Annotated in this window: 15 protein-coding genes; 4 read left to right on the top strand and 11 right to left on the bottom strand. The window is 37.7% G+C overall.

Going from position 1 to position 15,585, the window contains the following annotated elements; genetic code table 11:
* Window position 1: 1 nt before the first annotated feature.
* Window positions 2-1,618 (bottom strand): FAD-binding oxidoreductase, encoded by a 1,617-nt coding sequence (locus tag J0M15_06485; GenBank protein MBN8536681.1) that lies wholly within the window; start codon window positions 1,616-1,618, stop codon window positions 2-4.
* Window positions 1,619-1,887: 269 nt separating this feature from the next.
* Between J0M15_06485 and J0M15_06480 the strand changes: the two genes are divergently transcribed.
* Window positions 1,888-3,144 (top strand): hypothetical protein, encoded by a 1,257-nt coding sequence (locus J0M15_06480; protein MBN8536680.1) that lies wholly within the window; start codon window positions 1,888-1,890, stop codon window positions 3,142-3,144.
* Between the two features lie 41 nt (window positions 3,145-3,185).
* Here J0M15_06480 and J0M15_06475 read toward each other — a convergent pair whose 3' ends face one another.
* The 9 genes from J0M15_06475 to J0M15_06435 all read right to left on the bottom strand — a co-directional run bounded on the left by J0M15_06475 (window position 3,186) and on the right by J0M15_06435 (window position 10,163).
* Window positions 3,186-4,373, bottom strand: a complete 1,188-nt coding sequence (locus J0M15_06475; GenBank protein ID MBN8536679.1) for a hypothetical protein — start codon at window positions 4,371-4,373, stop codon at window positions 3,186-3,188.
* A 185-nt stretch (window positions 4,374-4,558) separates the two neighbouring features.
* A complete protein-coding gene (locus J0M15_06470) occupies window positions 4,559-5,377 on the bottom strand; it encodes a metal ABC transporter permease (GenBank protein ID MBN8536678.1) in 819 nt (272 codons plus the stop codon).
* A complete protein-coding gene (locus J0M15_06465) occupies window positions 5,377-6,267 on the bottom strand; it encodes a zinc ABC transporter substrate-binding protein (GenBank protein ID MBN8536677.1) in 891 nt (296 codons plus the stop codon). The genes J0M15_06470 and J0M15_06465 overlap by 1 nt, the downstream gene beginning before the upstream one ends.
* Before the next feature lie 8 nt (window positions 6,268-6,275).
* Complete coding sequence (locus J0M15_06460) at window positions 6,276-7,391, bottom strand: hypothetical protein (protein ID MBN8536676.1); 1,116 nt, start codon at window positions 7,389-7,391, stop codon at window positions 6,276-6,278.
* Between the two features lie 85 nt (window positions 7,392-7,476).
* Entirely contained in the window at window positions 7,477-7,842 is a 366-nt protein-coding gene (locus J0M15_06455; GenBank protein MBN8536675.1) for a hypothetical protein, read from the bottom strand.
* Between the two features lie 171 nt (window positions 7,843-8,013).
* Window positions 8,014-8,364 carry a DUF192 domain-containing protein gene (locus J0M15_06450; protein ID MBN8536674.1) on the bottom strand — a complete coding sequence of 117 codons (351 nt, stop codon included), beginning with the start codon at window positions 8,362-8,364 and terminating at the stop codon, window positions 8,014-8,016.
* The gene (locus J0M15_06445) at window positions 8,357-8,500 is read right to left on the bottom strand and encodes a hypothetical protein (protein MBN8536673.1); all 144 of its coding nucleotides are present in this window, start codon (window positions 8,498-8,500) and stop codon (window positions 8,357-8,359) included. Before J0M15_06445 ends, J0M15_06450 begins: the two co-directional genes overlap by 8 nt.
* Window positions 8,497-8,712: a hypothetical protein gene (locus J0M15_06440; GenBank protein MBN8536672.1), complete on the bottom strand. Its 216-nt coding sequence runs from the start codon at window positions 8,710-8,712 to the stop codon at window positions 8,497-8,499. The genes J0M15_06445 and J0M15_06440 overlap by 4 nt, the downstream gene beginning before the upstream one ends.
* A 200-nt stretch (window positions 8,713-8,912) precedes the next feature.
* Window positions 8,913-10,163, bottom strand: coding sequence for a hypothetical protein (locus J0M15_06435; GenBank protein MBN8536671.1), 1,251 nt, complete (start codon window positions 10,161-10,163; stop codon window positions 8,913-8,915).
* A 396-nt stretch (window positions 10,164-10,559) separates the two neighbouring features.
* Between J0M15_06435 and J0M15_06430 the strand changes: the two genes are divergently transcribed.
* The gene (locus J0M15_06430; protein ID MBN8536670.1) at window positions 10,560-11,375 is read left to right on the top strand and encodes a helix-turn-helix transcriptional regulator; all 816 of its coding nucleotides are present in this window, start codon (window positions 10,560-10,562) and stop codon (window positions 11,373-11,375) included.
* A 172-nt stretch (window positions 11,376-11,547) separates the two neighbouring features.
* Window positions 11,548-12,858 carry a hypothetical protein gene (locus tag J0M15_06425; protein ID MBN8536669.1) on the top strand — a complete coding sequence of 437 codons (1,311 nt, stop codon included), beginning with the start codon at window positions 11,548-11,550 and terminating at the stop codon, window positions 12,856-12,858.
* Window positions 12,859-12,883: 25 nt separating this feature from the next.
* On the opposite strand, the gene J0M15_06420 is transcribed toward J0M15_06425, so the two are convergent.
* Window positions 12,884-14,086, bottom strand: coding sequence for a hypothetical protein (locus tag J0M15_06420; GenBank protein MBN8536668.1), 1,203 nt, complete (start codon window positions 14,084-14,086; stop codon window positions 12,884-12,886).
* Window positions 14,087-14,253: 167 nt separating this feature from the next.
* Here J0M15_06420 and J0M15_06415 point away from each other — a divergent pair, with 167 nt between their 5' ends.
* A complete protein-coding gene (locus tag J0M15_06415; GenBank protein MBN8536667.1) occupies window positions 14,254-15,585 on the top strand; it encodes an OmpA family protein in 1,332 nt (443 codons plus the stop codon).

Here is a 15,585-nt window from a genome sequence, read left to right as displayed (position 1 = left end):
CTTAGCTAAGTCCGTATTTACCTGGAGCCATGATACCATTTGGATCAATGGCATTTTTAAGCTTCTGACAAAATTCCTTATATTCAGGCGCGCCAGAAAATATTCTATCCATGTACATTGTGCTAGTTCTGTACTGTTGATATCCCATTTTTTCGGTTAAGGCACCAATTTCAAAATATAATGCGGATGCATTATTAGTTTCCGTATTATTTGTTTTATCATAAAAAATGGATAGCAACACAATAGCTGTTCTTGCATTTCCTACCATCAAAGCCACATACATTTCAAACCCGTATTTTTTAAATAAAGGCTCAACAGTTTTTAAAAAATGATCTACTTCTAATCCTAACATAGGCACCATTGGTCCTAACCAAATAAGCCCACAATTATCTCGAACAGGATTAACAAATCCTTCTTTTGGTTTTGGTGTTTTAGATTTTAAATAGGCATGCCTCACAAAAAAGTCACTGGGATATCCTTTTTCGATAGCGTGAACATGTGGCAGAATTTCAAGCAATGTATAGGGTTTTCCAATAATTTTTTTGCAAAAAAACTGAGAAATGCTCTTTAAAAATCTATTTTTTTGCCATTTTTTAAGTAAATTTGTGAGTCCTACTATGATTTTAATTTTTTTTTCGTCAATAAATTCGACGCGACCTAAGGGTGACAAGACTTTTCTGATTTCGCTCTGAGCCACTTTAACGTGATTTTTAAGGCCATAGATTCCTGCTGCAAAACTCCATGAAGAATAGCTGTAGCCATCTAAAGTCAACTCTGGATTCATAAAGTCTTCGATAGCTACTGCTTTTGTAGCGACTTCATTAATTAAATGTATTTTGCTAACTAATAGGTTATCCAATTGAAGTTTACGGATGGAGTTAATTAATAGCGGAAAATCTTCTTTATGATGAAGCTCAAAAACACATGAAACAAATCCTTCAGGTATAGGACGCAACCAGAGCCCCATTTTTGTTACAATTCCAAAATTGGATTGACTAAAAAGCCCCTCGATATAAGGGCCTAGACCCCATTTGTAGGTATTCCAAGAACGAAAGTTATTAATTGGACCGCCACCTGTTCTTATCATTTTCCCGTCAGGCAGCATCACCTCTAAGCCGCAAATATTTCCAAAGTGATCACCATAATCGGTCTCCCCAATGCCACGTTCTAGCGAATTACCTACAACGCTTCCGTCTGCAGGACCATCGGTACAATCTATCCAGAGTGGAATCTTATTTTCAACTAAGTGTTTATGAAGTTGTCTAAAGGTAACACCAGGTTCAACAACGGCATAGGCTAAATCGACATTGATTTCAATTATTTTATTTAAATGTCTTAATACCAAAACGATTGAATCTTTTTGATAGGGGCTTTTTCCTCCGTAACCCCAATTTTTCCCTTGAGAGACGGGGCACACGGGAATTTTATATTGATTTGCTAAACTTAAAATATTTTGCAATTGACTCAAATCTGAAGGGTAAACAAAAGCCAAAGACTTTTCAGTTGATGGAATTATATCCTTTGAAAGTTCGAATACTTTTTGCTCTTCATCTACAACATTCGCATCACCGACGATATGTTTAATTGCATTAAGACAAGTAATTAAATTTTCATTCATTTATTTACTCTACTATGAATTCATTGAATTGATAGTGATGTTGTTTTTAATTGTTCGGAGCTGTTCGCATCCCCTACCAAAGTTGTCTAATTTGACCACGGATAGTATCCTTTTCTTTGCAAAAAATAAATGTCAACTAGAATACTTCGATGACTCTTTTGGGCAAAAATTGATCAGTTAATAAAATCAATAAACAAAATTAAATCTTGAAAAATACCCGATACAGTGTGAAACAATTTACCTAAAAACCCTTCAATAAGGCAGTTATGATGAGCTACATTTTGAAATTCAAAGTTATTTTGTTCATAAGCCTCAGTTTAATTAGTACTGTTTCTCGAGGATTTACTCTGGAACTTGCGAGTTATCCCTTCCCAATTCAAAGTGCAGAGTTATCCACAATAGCTTCGGTAGCACCCTATGATATGAAGTTGGAAGTGCAGAAAGTAAATGTCGAATTGTTCCCGGCTCGATCAAATGTTTATCTTTTAGAAAACCGTCATCAAATTGAGATAAATTTTCTTAAACAAAATCATCAGGCGCCCTTGATTTTTATTATTCCCGGAGTCGGGGGAACGGGAAAGGGCACTGTCATTAAAATACTCATGGAACAATTGTATGAACTGGGTTATCACGTCGTCGCTTTACCAAATCCGTTATCATGGACATTTGTGTTAGGTGCCTCTCAGCGAGGAATTGCAGGTTATCTCAATTGGGATGTTTTAGACCTCTATTCCCTTATGAAAAAAACAACTCAGACTCTTAATTTGCCAGTTTCTAATTATAATATCCTTGGCTATTCTTTGGGGGCTGGATTATTACCTGAACTTTCTGAAATTGATGAGGATCAAAAAGCGTTCTTATTTAAGAAAATTTTGTTAATAAACCCTCCAGTCAATTTTGATCATGGAGTGAAAACCTTAGATGCCTACTATCACCTTGGCGCTCCATGGACGGCTGAACAAAAAGACATGCTTATGGGTTATTTATTAAGTTTTGGTGAAAAATTAATAAATAATAAAAACCTATCAGCCGCAGAGGTTTTAAAAGAAATCCAATTAACTAAAAATCAACAACGATATCTAATTGGCAATAGCTATCGTGAAAGCTTGGCTGAAATTATTTATACTACGGAGCTTCTATTGAACCAGAAATTCTTATCTTCAAATATTTCTTGGGGTTATCGTTCTCTAAGGTTTGAAGAAGCTAAAAGTTTTTCATTTACTACCTATTTAGAAAAAATAGTATTACCAAATGTCCAAAAGGAGTCAGTGCCTAATTTAAAACTTAATGAGCTTGTGGAAGGTTATAATTTGAAGAAATTTAAAAATAAATTTCAAAATGATAAAAGATTCTATTTGTTTCATAATGCAAATGATTTTTTACTTGAGGAGGGTGATATTGCTTTTTTAGAAGCAAGCTTTTTAGATCGTGCCGTTATTTTTCCTCTGGGTGGCCATTGTGGTAATTTCTCTTTTTCAATAAATAAGAAATTTCTAAAATCCATTCTTGAAGGCAATCAAGAGTAACCATTTTCACAAAGTGAGAGAAAATGGTTACTCTAACTAAATTATTTTAAAGTGATTTTATCAGATACTTTAGATGCAGGTGTCGCATTATGGTAAATGCTATTTTGTTTATAAATTTTAACTTCCACTTCCATTCTCAATCCTTTTTTTCCAGGAGCAAGATCTGTTGAAACTGGAAAATTCGTAACGGTTGTTGTTAAAGAACCATTGAAAGTTTGTTTTTTGTCCCAACCGAAACCACAAGTTCCCAACCAACCAACGGCGCAGGTGCGCACCTCGTAGGAAAGCATCAACTGCTCAGTGGCATCTACGGGAAGTACATTCGGAGAAACTGAAACTTGAAGCGTTGCTGCTTTTTTATCAACAGGTATAAGTTGGACTGATTGAAAAGCATTTCCTGGCAAATAAACTTGTTTTCGGCCGCTTCCAAGGACATCAATATTAGCTGCATTGTTTGATATGGGATTAACAACAAATTGATAATTATTGTAATTAGATGAATCCAAGGTGATTTCATTTAGGTTTCCAGATAGATGAAAGGTTAATTGTTCTTGTTCTGATGGCAACAACACCGCATTCTTTACCTCAAATTGAAAAGACATTGGTTTGGTGTCAATTACTTGTTCCATAGCATTATCACAAGTTTGCGGAACGTAATAACCTTCTCTAATTACCCGAACTTCATCACACGCATAGGGCGTTGATGTGCAACCTCCCGAGTAGCCTAAATTAGCCATATTATCTGAACGGTAGGTGCTTAGGACAAGAGTCGCAACCTGAGCGGTAATGGCGCCTTGTGAAGCGGCTCTATTAATTTCAGTTTTAAATTCATTCCAAGATCTTGGTTTTGAATGAAAAAACCCTTGAGCTAAAAGGCTTTCAGCAGAAGACTTTCCAACTCCCTTAATCGCAGCAGCTAATCGATTTGCTTTATCTTCTTTTTTGGCTGAATAAAAAGCATCCCAAGCGGCACTTTTTCCCGCGGAACCAGTACAAGTGGTTTCATAACAAGTTCCAGTAACTACTTGAACAACTGGATCCGTATAATATCCACACTCATAATAATTGTGTTGTAAAACAACTCTTTGAAAAACTTGATTGTAAGAGCTTTTATTGTTATCTGAACTATTTACAGTTAAATTAACACTTTGCTTTTTCCAATAGACTTCTTGTGCTTGTAAGGCTACCGATAAAATTAAAATGGCAGCATATATAACTTGTTTAAACATAGGGAGACTCCTTATTAAATTAATTTTTTTACTGGCTACAAAGATGTATATGTAGCTTTCAATGTTTTCAATTGTTATCGATTTCAGCAGAAAATGTTATGCTCATTTAAGTAAAATTTTCATGATTGTATAAATCTTAAACATTGGCAGGACCATCGATGATATGGAGCCACAAATATCAAATATCAGGAATCTCCATCAAACCGTTTCCTTCTGATCAAAAGGGCCAGGAAAAAAAGGCTCGTCAGAGTGCAGACAATGCTTGCTCCCGAAGGAAGATCCAAATTGTAACTGAGGAGGAAAGCCAAACCGAGTCCGATCGTTCCAAAAATCCAAGAAAGACTAAGCCGTGATGCCAATTTTCCATTATTTCCCGGAAAAAATCTCATGGCAAGAGATGCTGGAGCCACTAAAATTGAGAACACAACGAGGACGCCCGCATGCCTGGTCGAAAAGGTGATTACAATTCCGAACAGAAAATAGAAAAGAAAATCCCACCAAAACATTCCTTCTTTGCCATAAGTGGCCTGCCAAAATTGCTTACGAAAAATCCAATGAATAACTCCAATCACTGAATAGATCGAAAATGTCTGAAGTACTTGTGGCCAAGTTACAAAAAGAATATTCCCAATAAGCGCTTCCTTTAAATGTTCTGAACCGTGGGGAAGTTTGTCGGCAACTAAAATTAACGCTCCACTTGCTAAGGCATAGGTCATTCCGATCAAGGCCTCTTGTGACACCGATTTTTCATGGTGTCGCAAAAGTGCCAATGCAAAGGATGTTGCCAGACAAAAAGTGAGGGAGAGAGTCAGCGCCAAAGCGGCGCCATCTCCCTCGTGAACAAAAAACAAACTCACAGCGCTTCCCAGGGCGGCCACTTGCGAAAGACTAATGTCGACAAAGATCACATCACGCTTGAGCACATGCAATCCCAAGTAAGCGTGAATGCCAACCAAAAGGATTGCCAATGCGAAGGGGGCGGCTAGAAACTCAATAGCCTGCATTAGTGAGTTCCTTCAATCGTTACAACCAATCGCTCAATAAGGTGCTCGTTTGTTGGTAATCCAGTATCTCCTTCCACGGCTACAGGGACTCGTTTTACAACGGCGTTTGGAATATCAATTTTTATTTTTTTTCCAATGGTGTCTTCATAAAGATTTTCGATAAGCACCAAATTGATTTTTCGTTTTTTCATTTGATCAATTACGGAAAGAATATGACTTGCTGTAGGTGGAATTCCAGGCTTTGGTTCTAACTGCACTTCACATTTGATTTCGAATCTATCACAAAAGTAGGCAAGTGTTTTATGATAAGTCACCATTTCAGTGATGCCACTATTTTTGATTCGCAATTGCCATTCCTTAGTTTTATCCGTCATTTCTTTTTGAAAGGAATTGGCATTTTTAAGAAAAAATTCCTTTTGTGTCGGATCTATTTCTCCAAATCTCGTGGCTATCAAAAGAGCTGCTTTGCCGAGTCTTTGGGGATCCAGTTGAAAGTGTGGATTTCCCCCCGGATGTACATCACCATCGGCGCGAGAGACATCTCCCTTGGGAATTTCGATGGGATCAAGTTTAGGTGCCAATTCAAAAAGTCCATTTTTTGCAATCAATTTTGGATTTCTAGTCCCTTTAATGAGAGGAATGATCCAGGCCGATTCAAGTTCAAGACCTTGAGCGATGACGATATCTGTAGATCTTAGTTTAACCATAAATGAGGGCTTGGCCTCAATTTGGTGAGGATCTTGGGTGCCCTTGGCAATCGAGAAGACATCCACTTGGTTTTGACCTACTTTTCTGACAATGGCTGCAAGATCTGTGGTTGTCGTTGCCACTTGGATTCTAGCAAATGAAAAAAAGGGAATGCTTAAAATTAACAATATTGTTTTTTTCATATTCATCCTTAATAAGAGTGTGTTGGGTGAGCACCGATGGTGAAATTGGCTTGAATAAAAATAGTTTTCTCTGTGGTTTCATTGTTATTATTTGGCGTGCCACCAACTCTTTGATCGTACTCAAGTCTATATGATGAAAACTCTGATGGGGAATAGACAAAGCCAAAGGAGTGCCGCTCCCAAGTATCATTAGGCAGATTCGTTTCATCAAAAGTATTTTTGATATTCAGGTTATCGTAACGGTAAACTCCAGCCCATTTTTCAGCAAACTGATACTGAATCCATGTAGCTAAGCCAGTGCCTTTTTCATCAGGAATTGTCGCCTGCGACTGATTTCTTGATAAATATTCAGTGGTCCAAAATACAGATTGGTATTTTCCACCTACAGATGGGCGCCACTTGAAAGTAAGATCGGCTCCAGTAACCGAAGTTGTTTGTCCAAAAGAGTTCCCTCCTTGCGCCAACGAAGCACCTAATTCCAATGTGAGGTCATCAGACAGGTCCATAAGATTTTTCCAGTGAGCAATTCCGACGCCACCCCCAGGCGAAGGTGAACTGAATTCTTCATTTTCACCCTTTCCCCGAATAAACTGAAGGGTCAGTTCATTGAACCATGGCGAAGGAATCAAAATAGCAGCAGAAATTCCGACATCGGTAAGCCCCTCATCTCCTAACAATTTGGAGTTCGCTAAAGGTGCTTCAATCATTGGAAAAGCGTGGGTGTGAAGAACATTATGCTTACCCATGGCCGCTTTAAATTTTCCCATTTTAAAGGTAAGGTCAGGAATTAGGTTGCTCTCAGCAAATGCCTCCTCTGGTTCTAGCCCCCACTCCTCTGAAACTTTTGTTCCATCCGTGGTGTATTTGGGAGCAATGGAAAGAAGCAAACTCAGCCTCGTGTAAGGATCAACATCGGAATAAAACTGAATTTCGGTTTCAGGCACATTCAGGCCATTGGGTGTCTGGTCTGGTGTTATTACATTGACATCATCCCTATGAAAATTTGAATTTCTATAAAGGAATAAGGCGTTGGCACTGATGTTAGGTGCGGTCAGACAGAGCCCTTCGAAGCTGAAAATCGAAGTAACTACAAATAAAAATAAACAAATGATTCTAAAATGCATAGTAAATATCCTTTGGTTAAAATCCTAAGAAAAAAGCAAAAACACCGATTGGGTATTTGCGCATGAATTTTTTTTGAGAGATTAGTTAGGAAACTTTTGGAGGTTTTCGATGGGGCTCAAGATGAGGGCTTTTGAAATGACTATCAAGAATAAAAACCAAATTGAAAATAATATCATGATTTGGAAGTTCTAAATTAAAAACGGCGGCAGGAAAAAGTGAGTAACTCAGAACAGATTTTCCTTCATGACAACCATCATCACTCTCAGTTGGGGCTGAGTTTGTTTGAAGATTACTTTTATCTAGTTCATTTTTTTGAAAAGCATGAAAATGAATATGAGCAAACTCATTGCAATCCACATATATTCCTATATTGGGAAGCAAAACTTTGAGGGAGATTACTCCCAAAATGATGAGCATCAAAATCGCAATGAAGCGCTTTCTATTTCGCACGCCACACTCTGCACCAAAAAAAGTTGAATGGTCAAACTCAAATTAATGCTAGCTGCATTAAAAAATAAATAGAGATAACCCTCCAGTATCTACAGGGAGCATTAATATATTCATTCTCTTTTTTGAATACGTTCCTGTTTGAGGAGTATCAAAGCGCTTGCGATTTATACTTTATACTGGAGTAATTCCTAGAACATCGCCGATCTTTAAATCAGAGGGGAGACCTCCAGCGGGAAGTTCTAGCACCTTCTTTGAGTTTAACGTGGAAAAAACAAATCTCCATGGCTTCACATTTCTTTGAATTTTACTTACAGAGTTTGTTTTCGTCAGAAAAACGATATCGAGGTCAAAATTCATAAAGCTCGTTTGAATACTCCCACATGATTCGAACAAAATTCCAGAAACGTGAGGTTTTTTTCTAAACATATAGCCCGATAATCTCAACCAAAAATTATCTGCGACCAGAGCTGCTGCTACGATTATTTTTTCTCGAAACTTGATCTGTACGCTTCGTCTACTCATAGAGTTCTTCAGTGTAGGGTTTTAAAGAAAGAAGCTGAACAGCATCTAACATTTTCTGTTGGACGTTTTGGGGAAATCCTTGGAGTTCTTTAAGAGCACTCTTTTTGAAAACGATTTCGTATGCCTTTGAACTCATTTTTTAATTTTCTTAAGTTCCGCAGACAGGGAAATTTCTTCTTCTTTTTTTCGTTCGTCATAACTAGCAAGATCGATTTCATCTTCAGGCTGCTCGCGAATGGCATTTTCAACGAAGCTTTGAATTTTAAGCCCTCGCTTTTTACAAAAAGCCGCAAGTGTCTTTTTAAGATCAGAATCTACACTAGTAGAAAGAGTGGATTGTTTCTCCATACTTTATTATCCATGAAAAACCTTTGAAAAACAAGGAGCAAGTAGATGTCAAGACTTTATTTATCTAAGTCTTTAAATTTTAGAGGATTTTAAAAAACAAAATAAACAACTCGATCGTATAAATGAACAAAGTTTTATTCAACAAATCCAGTTTTTTCTGTGGCCAAGGGGTTCTAGATAAAATCCTGGCAAGGTTCAGATTAAGACGCCATCTTTGCAGTTTCATTATTTTCTGTTGAGTTCCCTTGAGCGTTGAATTTGTTAACAAATCGGGTCCATTCGTGATCAGTTTCGATGAGCTTAACTCCGGCATAGCCTTGCTCATTTTGCCATACAGGCTCAAACTTGACGTTGCTAAAAACATTAGGTCCAAGTTTAATGCGAATTTGTTGATTGCCTTTTATTATTTTTTGCTTGGCTCCAACATAGAGTTTTATCCCTCCAAGAGAAACATCACAAACTCTTGCCAGGGAAGGTTTCGTTGTGTTTTCCAGGTATATTAGGGTCGACGTATTTATTTGGATCCTTGGGGCTTCGTGCGTTCTATTGCGGCCAATATCAGCGAAGGAACTTGATCCAAGGCTTTGTGCAATTCGTAATTTATCATTGTCACTGAATCGAGTTTCTATATCAGGTATTTCTGTTCTTAGGTTTACAATGAACTCTGGAGATATAAAGGTGCTCTTGATTTGAAAATATTCATGATTTGGATAGAAATCGGAATTTGCATGGGAGGATTGCAGAAAACGGAATAGATTTTTTTTTATATTTTTTTTCAGATAAACAGTCTTTAGCTTTGTTTCGAATCCATTCAATGGCAGGGTGAGAGGCACTGCAGGAGCACCTTTAACAAACTGATACGAATCAATAGGGGTCGAAAAGGCGCAGGGTTCAAACAGATAAAAAGCTTCATAAAGGTCGGCCATTGATGGATTAACAGCGGCTACAAAGTAATCGACTCCGCACCAGGTTTTTATATAACGATAGAAAAAACGGAAAAAAGAATGTAAAAGGTAGCCGCCTTGGCCTCGATATTCTGGTGCTATAGCTAAAGCGGAAAATTCACAAAGCACTTCGCCCCGTGTTCGCAGGTGTGAAAGATCAAAGATTTTTTCCATAGGTAGGCCAAGGGGATTATCACGAATCAAAGACATGGTTGCCGCTACCTTGCCGTCAATTTTGGCGATAGCCATCAGGGTGCTTGGCATTAGATGATAAGGGGTTAAGCGAATTTTCAGTGGATCTGGATCCATGTAGGACTTTTCAACATAAGCGCTATGCAGAATACGAATCGCTTCCATAAATTCGCCTTGGTCGGTGATAAATTTAAATTGAATTCCAATGTCTAGATCCCAGGGCAGTGATAAAGATTCACGCAGCAGCGAGTGTCGGGTGTGTTTTGGTAAAATGTGGGAAAGTTTAATTAATTTTTTTATTAGTTTTAGGCTCATGGCTTTGTTATTCCTTTTTTTTAGATTTATTTTTGCACTTTAGGAACCAATCAGCCCGGCGTATTTTAGAGAAGCAAAAATTTCTTAAGTTTGAAATGTCTTTTTCAATTAAATTTAATGAAAATGATAAAAGTTTATTCACTTTTTTTAAATTCAATTGTTTTTGCTGACTAAAAGAGGTTTTTTGCCCAAATAATTTTTAAAATTGTTATTATGTTTATCAAGTTAGCGTCCTTAATCGAGAATCAAAAAATTGAAAAAGAGAAATTTAGCTAGTCAAGACCTAGTTTTCAGAAAACCTAGGCGTTTTTTGATATTACTTTGGACAGATTAATATTTTACTGAAAGAATTTATAGCAGTGAGACGATTATAGAACTCGCAAATCAGGGATAAATGTGAAGAATAGCTCAAAGAATAAGTCGCCGAATAACTTACAGTACTACTCCCCTATGATCAAAAGAATCGAAACACCTTATATGGATAGTAAGTATTTTGGTTTTTTAGATGGTAATTTGTATTTAGAAAATACGCAAAAAACATTTGTACCATCACGGATAGTTGATGCTCTTGCAAATTTTTGGTGTCTTGCCTATGCACTGGATCTTCCACAAGGCCTATTGTCCCTATTTCGTCATGGGCAGCCACTGCCTGTCATCGGCAATATGGGATTGTTTATTCCCCCTTTTTCTATATTGGATTGGCGTCTTAACATCGGGCAGTTTGAATGGAAATCAGTATTGATGTTTTCAGAGCCACCAGAAACAGCCCCAAAGTTTGCGACGCTTTTTCCACTAAATTACGAATTGCCCTTTACCAAATCAGGAATTAATAGTGAAATTTTTGATCAGATAAAGAAAAGTGGCCAACGAGTCGATAAGGAAGAAAAGCTTATCCCTTTAAGTCTTAAAGTCAAAAGGGCGATTGATTTAAACTTCAATAGCTCCATTTCCATAGGGGATATTGCCAAAAATATTAATAGTACAGCATCGCCCATCAGTCGCGCCTTTAAAATTACCTATGATATTTCACCCCTGTTTTATCGTAATCAATTAAGAGTCTTTGATGCCAGTTTAAAATTATTAAAAGGTGAGACAGTTACCGAGGCCGCTCATGAGGTTGGATTTCAAGATCTTTCACGCTTTAACAAACAGTTTAAAGAAAAAATGAGAGCCATTCCAAGTCAATTTAAATCAGTTGTTCCAACCAAGTAAATGCAGACTATTTTTCAAATTGTCTTGATAAATCGGATTCGTTTAAAAAAACAGTCGTCGCAAAATGAGTCAATTGTCTCAATTTAATATAGGTTCAATGAATTTTAAAAAAATTCAACAAGAATGGTTATAATATTCTAATATTCACAATGCCGTATTAGAAGGGGAAATTATGCTAAAACAAATAAGAGTAATGGGGGTTCTACTGTTGAGTTATTTCCTCATAATTGTTTTTCAAAATTGCCAAAATGCTAAAATGGACATCGAACCTCCTCTAAAAGATAGCTCTTCAACCATTATAGACCAGGGTAATGATCAGGGAAATGCAAACTTGGGTGAAGGGGATAATAATCCTGATCCTAGTTTTTACAAAACTTGTTATACGGACAGTTTTAACCAAGCTTCTGAATTGATTTCAAAAAAAACTGATATTTTAATCGTAGCCGACACTTCGGGATCCTTAAGTGAGGAACGAGCTAAAATTGCTGCTGAAATAAAGGCCCTAGTTCAAGAAATACCAAGTGCGGTGGATTATCAAATAGCCATTATGCCTGCCCATGGCAGTCGCAGTTCTTTTTCGGGAAAATTATGGAGCTTACAAGGTGAACCCTTAGTGCTCTCTTCAAATAAGATGAGTGTCGAGCAAATCAGCACTTCCCTGGGAAAAAGTTTTCTAAATATGAAAGGGGATTCTTATTCAGATGGCGGTGAAGAAGGTCTTTTTTCTTTGAGCCAAGGACTATCAAGTAATGCAATGGCTTTGGCTCGTCAGCAGGGTTTTTTCAGAGCCGATGCAGCACTGGCAGTATTGTTTGTATCTGATGAAAATGACATTTGTTACCGCTACCCTGAAGGCCTTGTCAGAGTTCCAGATCCTGATAAAGTTGAAGGTCCCGCCTTTACTCGCGACTGCTCTAATATTACACCTTCTTCAGTTTATTCACAGTTGTTAGCCATTCAAGAGGATCGTCCCTTACTTGTCAGTGGAGTCATCTATACCGATCTTAAGACCATAATAAAAAATGGCGAAAATGAATTGGGTTATGGCTATTTAGACATCATTGATCTTAATCACGGCATCAAGGTCGATTTAGCACAACAGAGCTTTCACGAGGGGCTTAAAAAAATTGGAGAATTGACCCACAAACGCTTGCAGTTACAAAATCGATTTGCGCTATCTCATATTCATTCAATTGATGCCGCGTCCTTGCGTGTTTTCATTGATGGCAATTTGGTCAAAGCAGAATACATAGATGGTGGTATTCAGTTGATTGAACAACTGGGGGGCCCAGGTTCGCGAATCATTGCTAATTATTGTGAAATTCCAATTCAGTTACAAAAGCTAACGCAACCCACCATGGTGACCAAACAACCAGAATTATCACCAGCCTCGGAATTCAATCCAGATCTTCAGTTACCACCTGGCGCCGTTGATGCTAATGAGGATGGGGTAGATGATATAACTGGAGCGCCGTTGTTTTAGACTCAGTGATCTATCGTTGGTAATCCTATAATGCTAGTCCACGCAATTCGTCTTGTTCTGATAAGGTTTCGCTTTTTACGGTGCCTTGATTTTTTGGCAGTTCAGCTTGTAAAAGCTGGACTGTTTTTTCATAATTTTCAAAACAACGTGCGGCTAGGTCACTTTTTGGCAGGGTACGAATACAAGCCTGATAATAAAACAGTGAAGGGCTTGTAAGATCTACGTCCTCTAGATATTTTGAATTTATTCCAGCTAATAAATAAGCTTGAGCCAAATGTTTATTTTGTATATCCGACTGCAACATCAAATTATTGAGCGCTTCTGAAATTCTTAAACGATCGATTAGATAATATTGTTTAGCCTTGTTTTCGCTCTCCATTCGAGCTAACCACTGCTCGATTTCATTTATAAGAATCTTTGGATTTTTTGTTTTCAAATCTTTATGCTGTTTTATTTCTGTTCGCCATTTTTTTAGTGATCTTTGCCACAGCCTGCAGCCCTGGGCTAAATGGTCAGGAACACTTTTGGCATCAAACAATGAAGAAACCACTTCTAAGGCCAGACTTGGATTTTTTTTTACTCTGATGGCAACAGCCAAAGAACGGGTGGTGGATTCGTACCACTGAGCCACTGGTAGTTCGCCTTTGCGATGTTCTGTTAAAACGGTATTATAGGAATCCAAGGCATTGTCATATTGGCGAGTTGCCAGATAATAATTAGCCTTATCTTTATTAGAGATTTTGTTATTAAGGTTCCATGGATCTGGCCATTGACGACTGTATGAGGATGATTGTGTGTGGCAAGTGATGCAGGCTCCGACCATTTTTTTGCTGATCTCAATGGCCAGCTTAGGACGATTTTGCTCTAAATACCAAAGCGCTTGGTTTGTTTCTTTGACCAAATATTTAGTGGCACTTTCATATAAAGGTCCTAGTCTGCCAATTCCTTGATTGGCGTGAAAGGAAGTTGTTTTGAAACGGCCCAAGGTGGCTTGCAAATGGGACGTTTTAGTTGGGCTTATATCCACATCTGCACCATAGTAGGGGATAAGCTCACCCATTAGTTCAGAAAAAATTTTCATTTGCACCATTGGCGATTGAATAGTGGATTTATCACTAACGAGCATTTGAACTTGTTGGTTAGAATTCTTAGAATTGCTTCGGCAAGAAAGCAATCCAAAACAAGCCATTAAGGAAATGTAAAGGATACTTATCCACTTTATATTCATAAAATCTCCTAATTATGTAATTACATCCTAATCATATTTAGTTAAATCTATAATTAAAACTATAATTGAAACTATAAGTTGAATCTATTAATTGCTAAAGGGAAATCAAATTTGTTGTCCCTTTTGAATTATTAAAGAATAATATGAAAAAAAGCAAGGAATGCGGTATGAAGTATCTGAACGTCAGGCTGGGTTTGATTTTACCTGTGGTATTATTTTTATATTTGATTCAAGTAAAGGCCAATGTGTTGGGCACTGATGCTCAAACTTTTAATCCTTCTGCTAACGGGTTATCATTTGTTACAGTGCAATCGAGCCAAGTATTAAGCCCGCAAACTATTAATTTGGGTCTCTTTGCTAACGGAGCTTCTAATACTTTATCGTATTTGCAAGAGGCCCAATCGCAAACACTATTTAATAGCCGTGATCGAATTTATTCTTTGGATTTGAATGCGGGTATGGGAATTGGCTCTGGATGGGAATTGGACCTTCATTCACCTTACTTATTGAGTAAGGAAAATCAAGGTTGTCAATCGTGTGTGTTTTTTAAAGACCCTGGTTTTACTGAAACTCGACTTGGAATTAAAAATGGAAATTATCAATGGGCCGAGTGGGGATTTGCTTGGATGCTTTCGTTTAATATGAATCGCATTGAAAACAATCCCTATGCTGGACAAGGAAGTGGACCGACTACTAATTTAGAATTTTTCTTTGACCGATCCCTTGGAAAATTTAATTTTGCCTTTAACTTTGGTCATCGTTGGCGCCAAATAGGTACGGCGACTGCGAGTAATTCTTTTGTCAGTCGGGTCCCCAATCAGTATATTTATTCTTTTGGATTAAGCTACTTCAAAGAAAATTGGGACTCCAATTTAATTGCAGAGCTTTTTGGAAGCCAAGCATCCCAGTCCTTTCCTGATCAGATAGAATTTCAAGACCGCAAGGATAAAGCCCTCGAGGTCTTGATCGGCATCAAGCATCAATGGACACATAAAATAGCCTTGCACACAGGTTTGGGGCGTGAGGTTTTAAAAGGTTTCGGCACACCTGACCTGAGAGTTTATGTGGGAATTAATTATTCTTTTGGTGTTACTTCCCCGCAAAAAATAGAGCTCAATCAGGACAACCAAAAAAGCTTTAACTTAGCTAATATGTCTTTCGAATTTGATTCTACTTCTTTAACTCAAAGTTCTGAAGTGATACTGGATGAAGTGAGCCAACAAGTCGCCGAAATGACTTCGGTACAAAATATTACGATCGAGGGCCACACTGATAGTTTGGGGGATGATAATTACAACATGAAGCTCAGTCAAGATCGAGCCGAATACCTGAAGAAAAGGCTGGGGGATTATTTGGCAAAACAAAAGAAATATTATCCGATCGAAGCCAAAGGATTTGGAGAATCGCAACCCGTGGCACCGAATACTAATTTTCAAGGCCGAGCCGCTAATCGTCGAGTGATCATCAAAGTCAAGCATTTACAACCAGCAAGTCAATAG

It is taken from the genome of Deltaproteobacteria bacterium (assembly GCA_017302835.1).
Lineage (GTDB): Bacteria > Bdellovibrionota > Bdellovibrionia > Bdellovibrionales > Bdellovibrionaceae > UBA2316.
The sequence above is the reverse complement of the archived record's forward strand: the minus strand, read 5'-3'. Positions and strand labels throughout refer to the sequence as shown.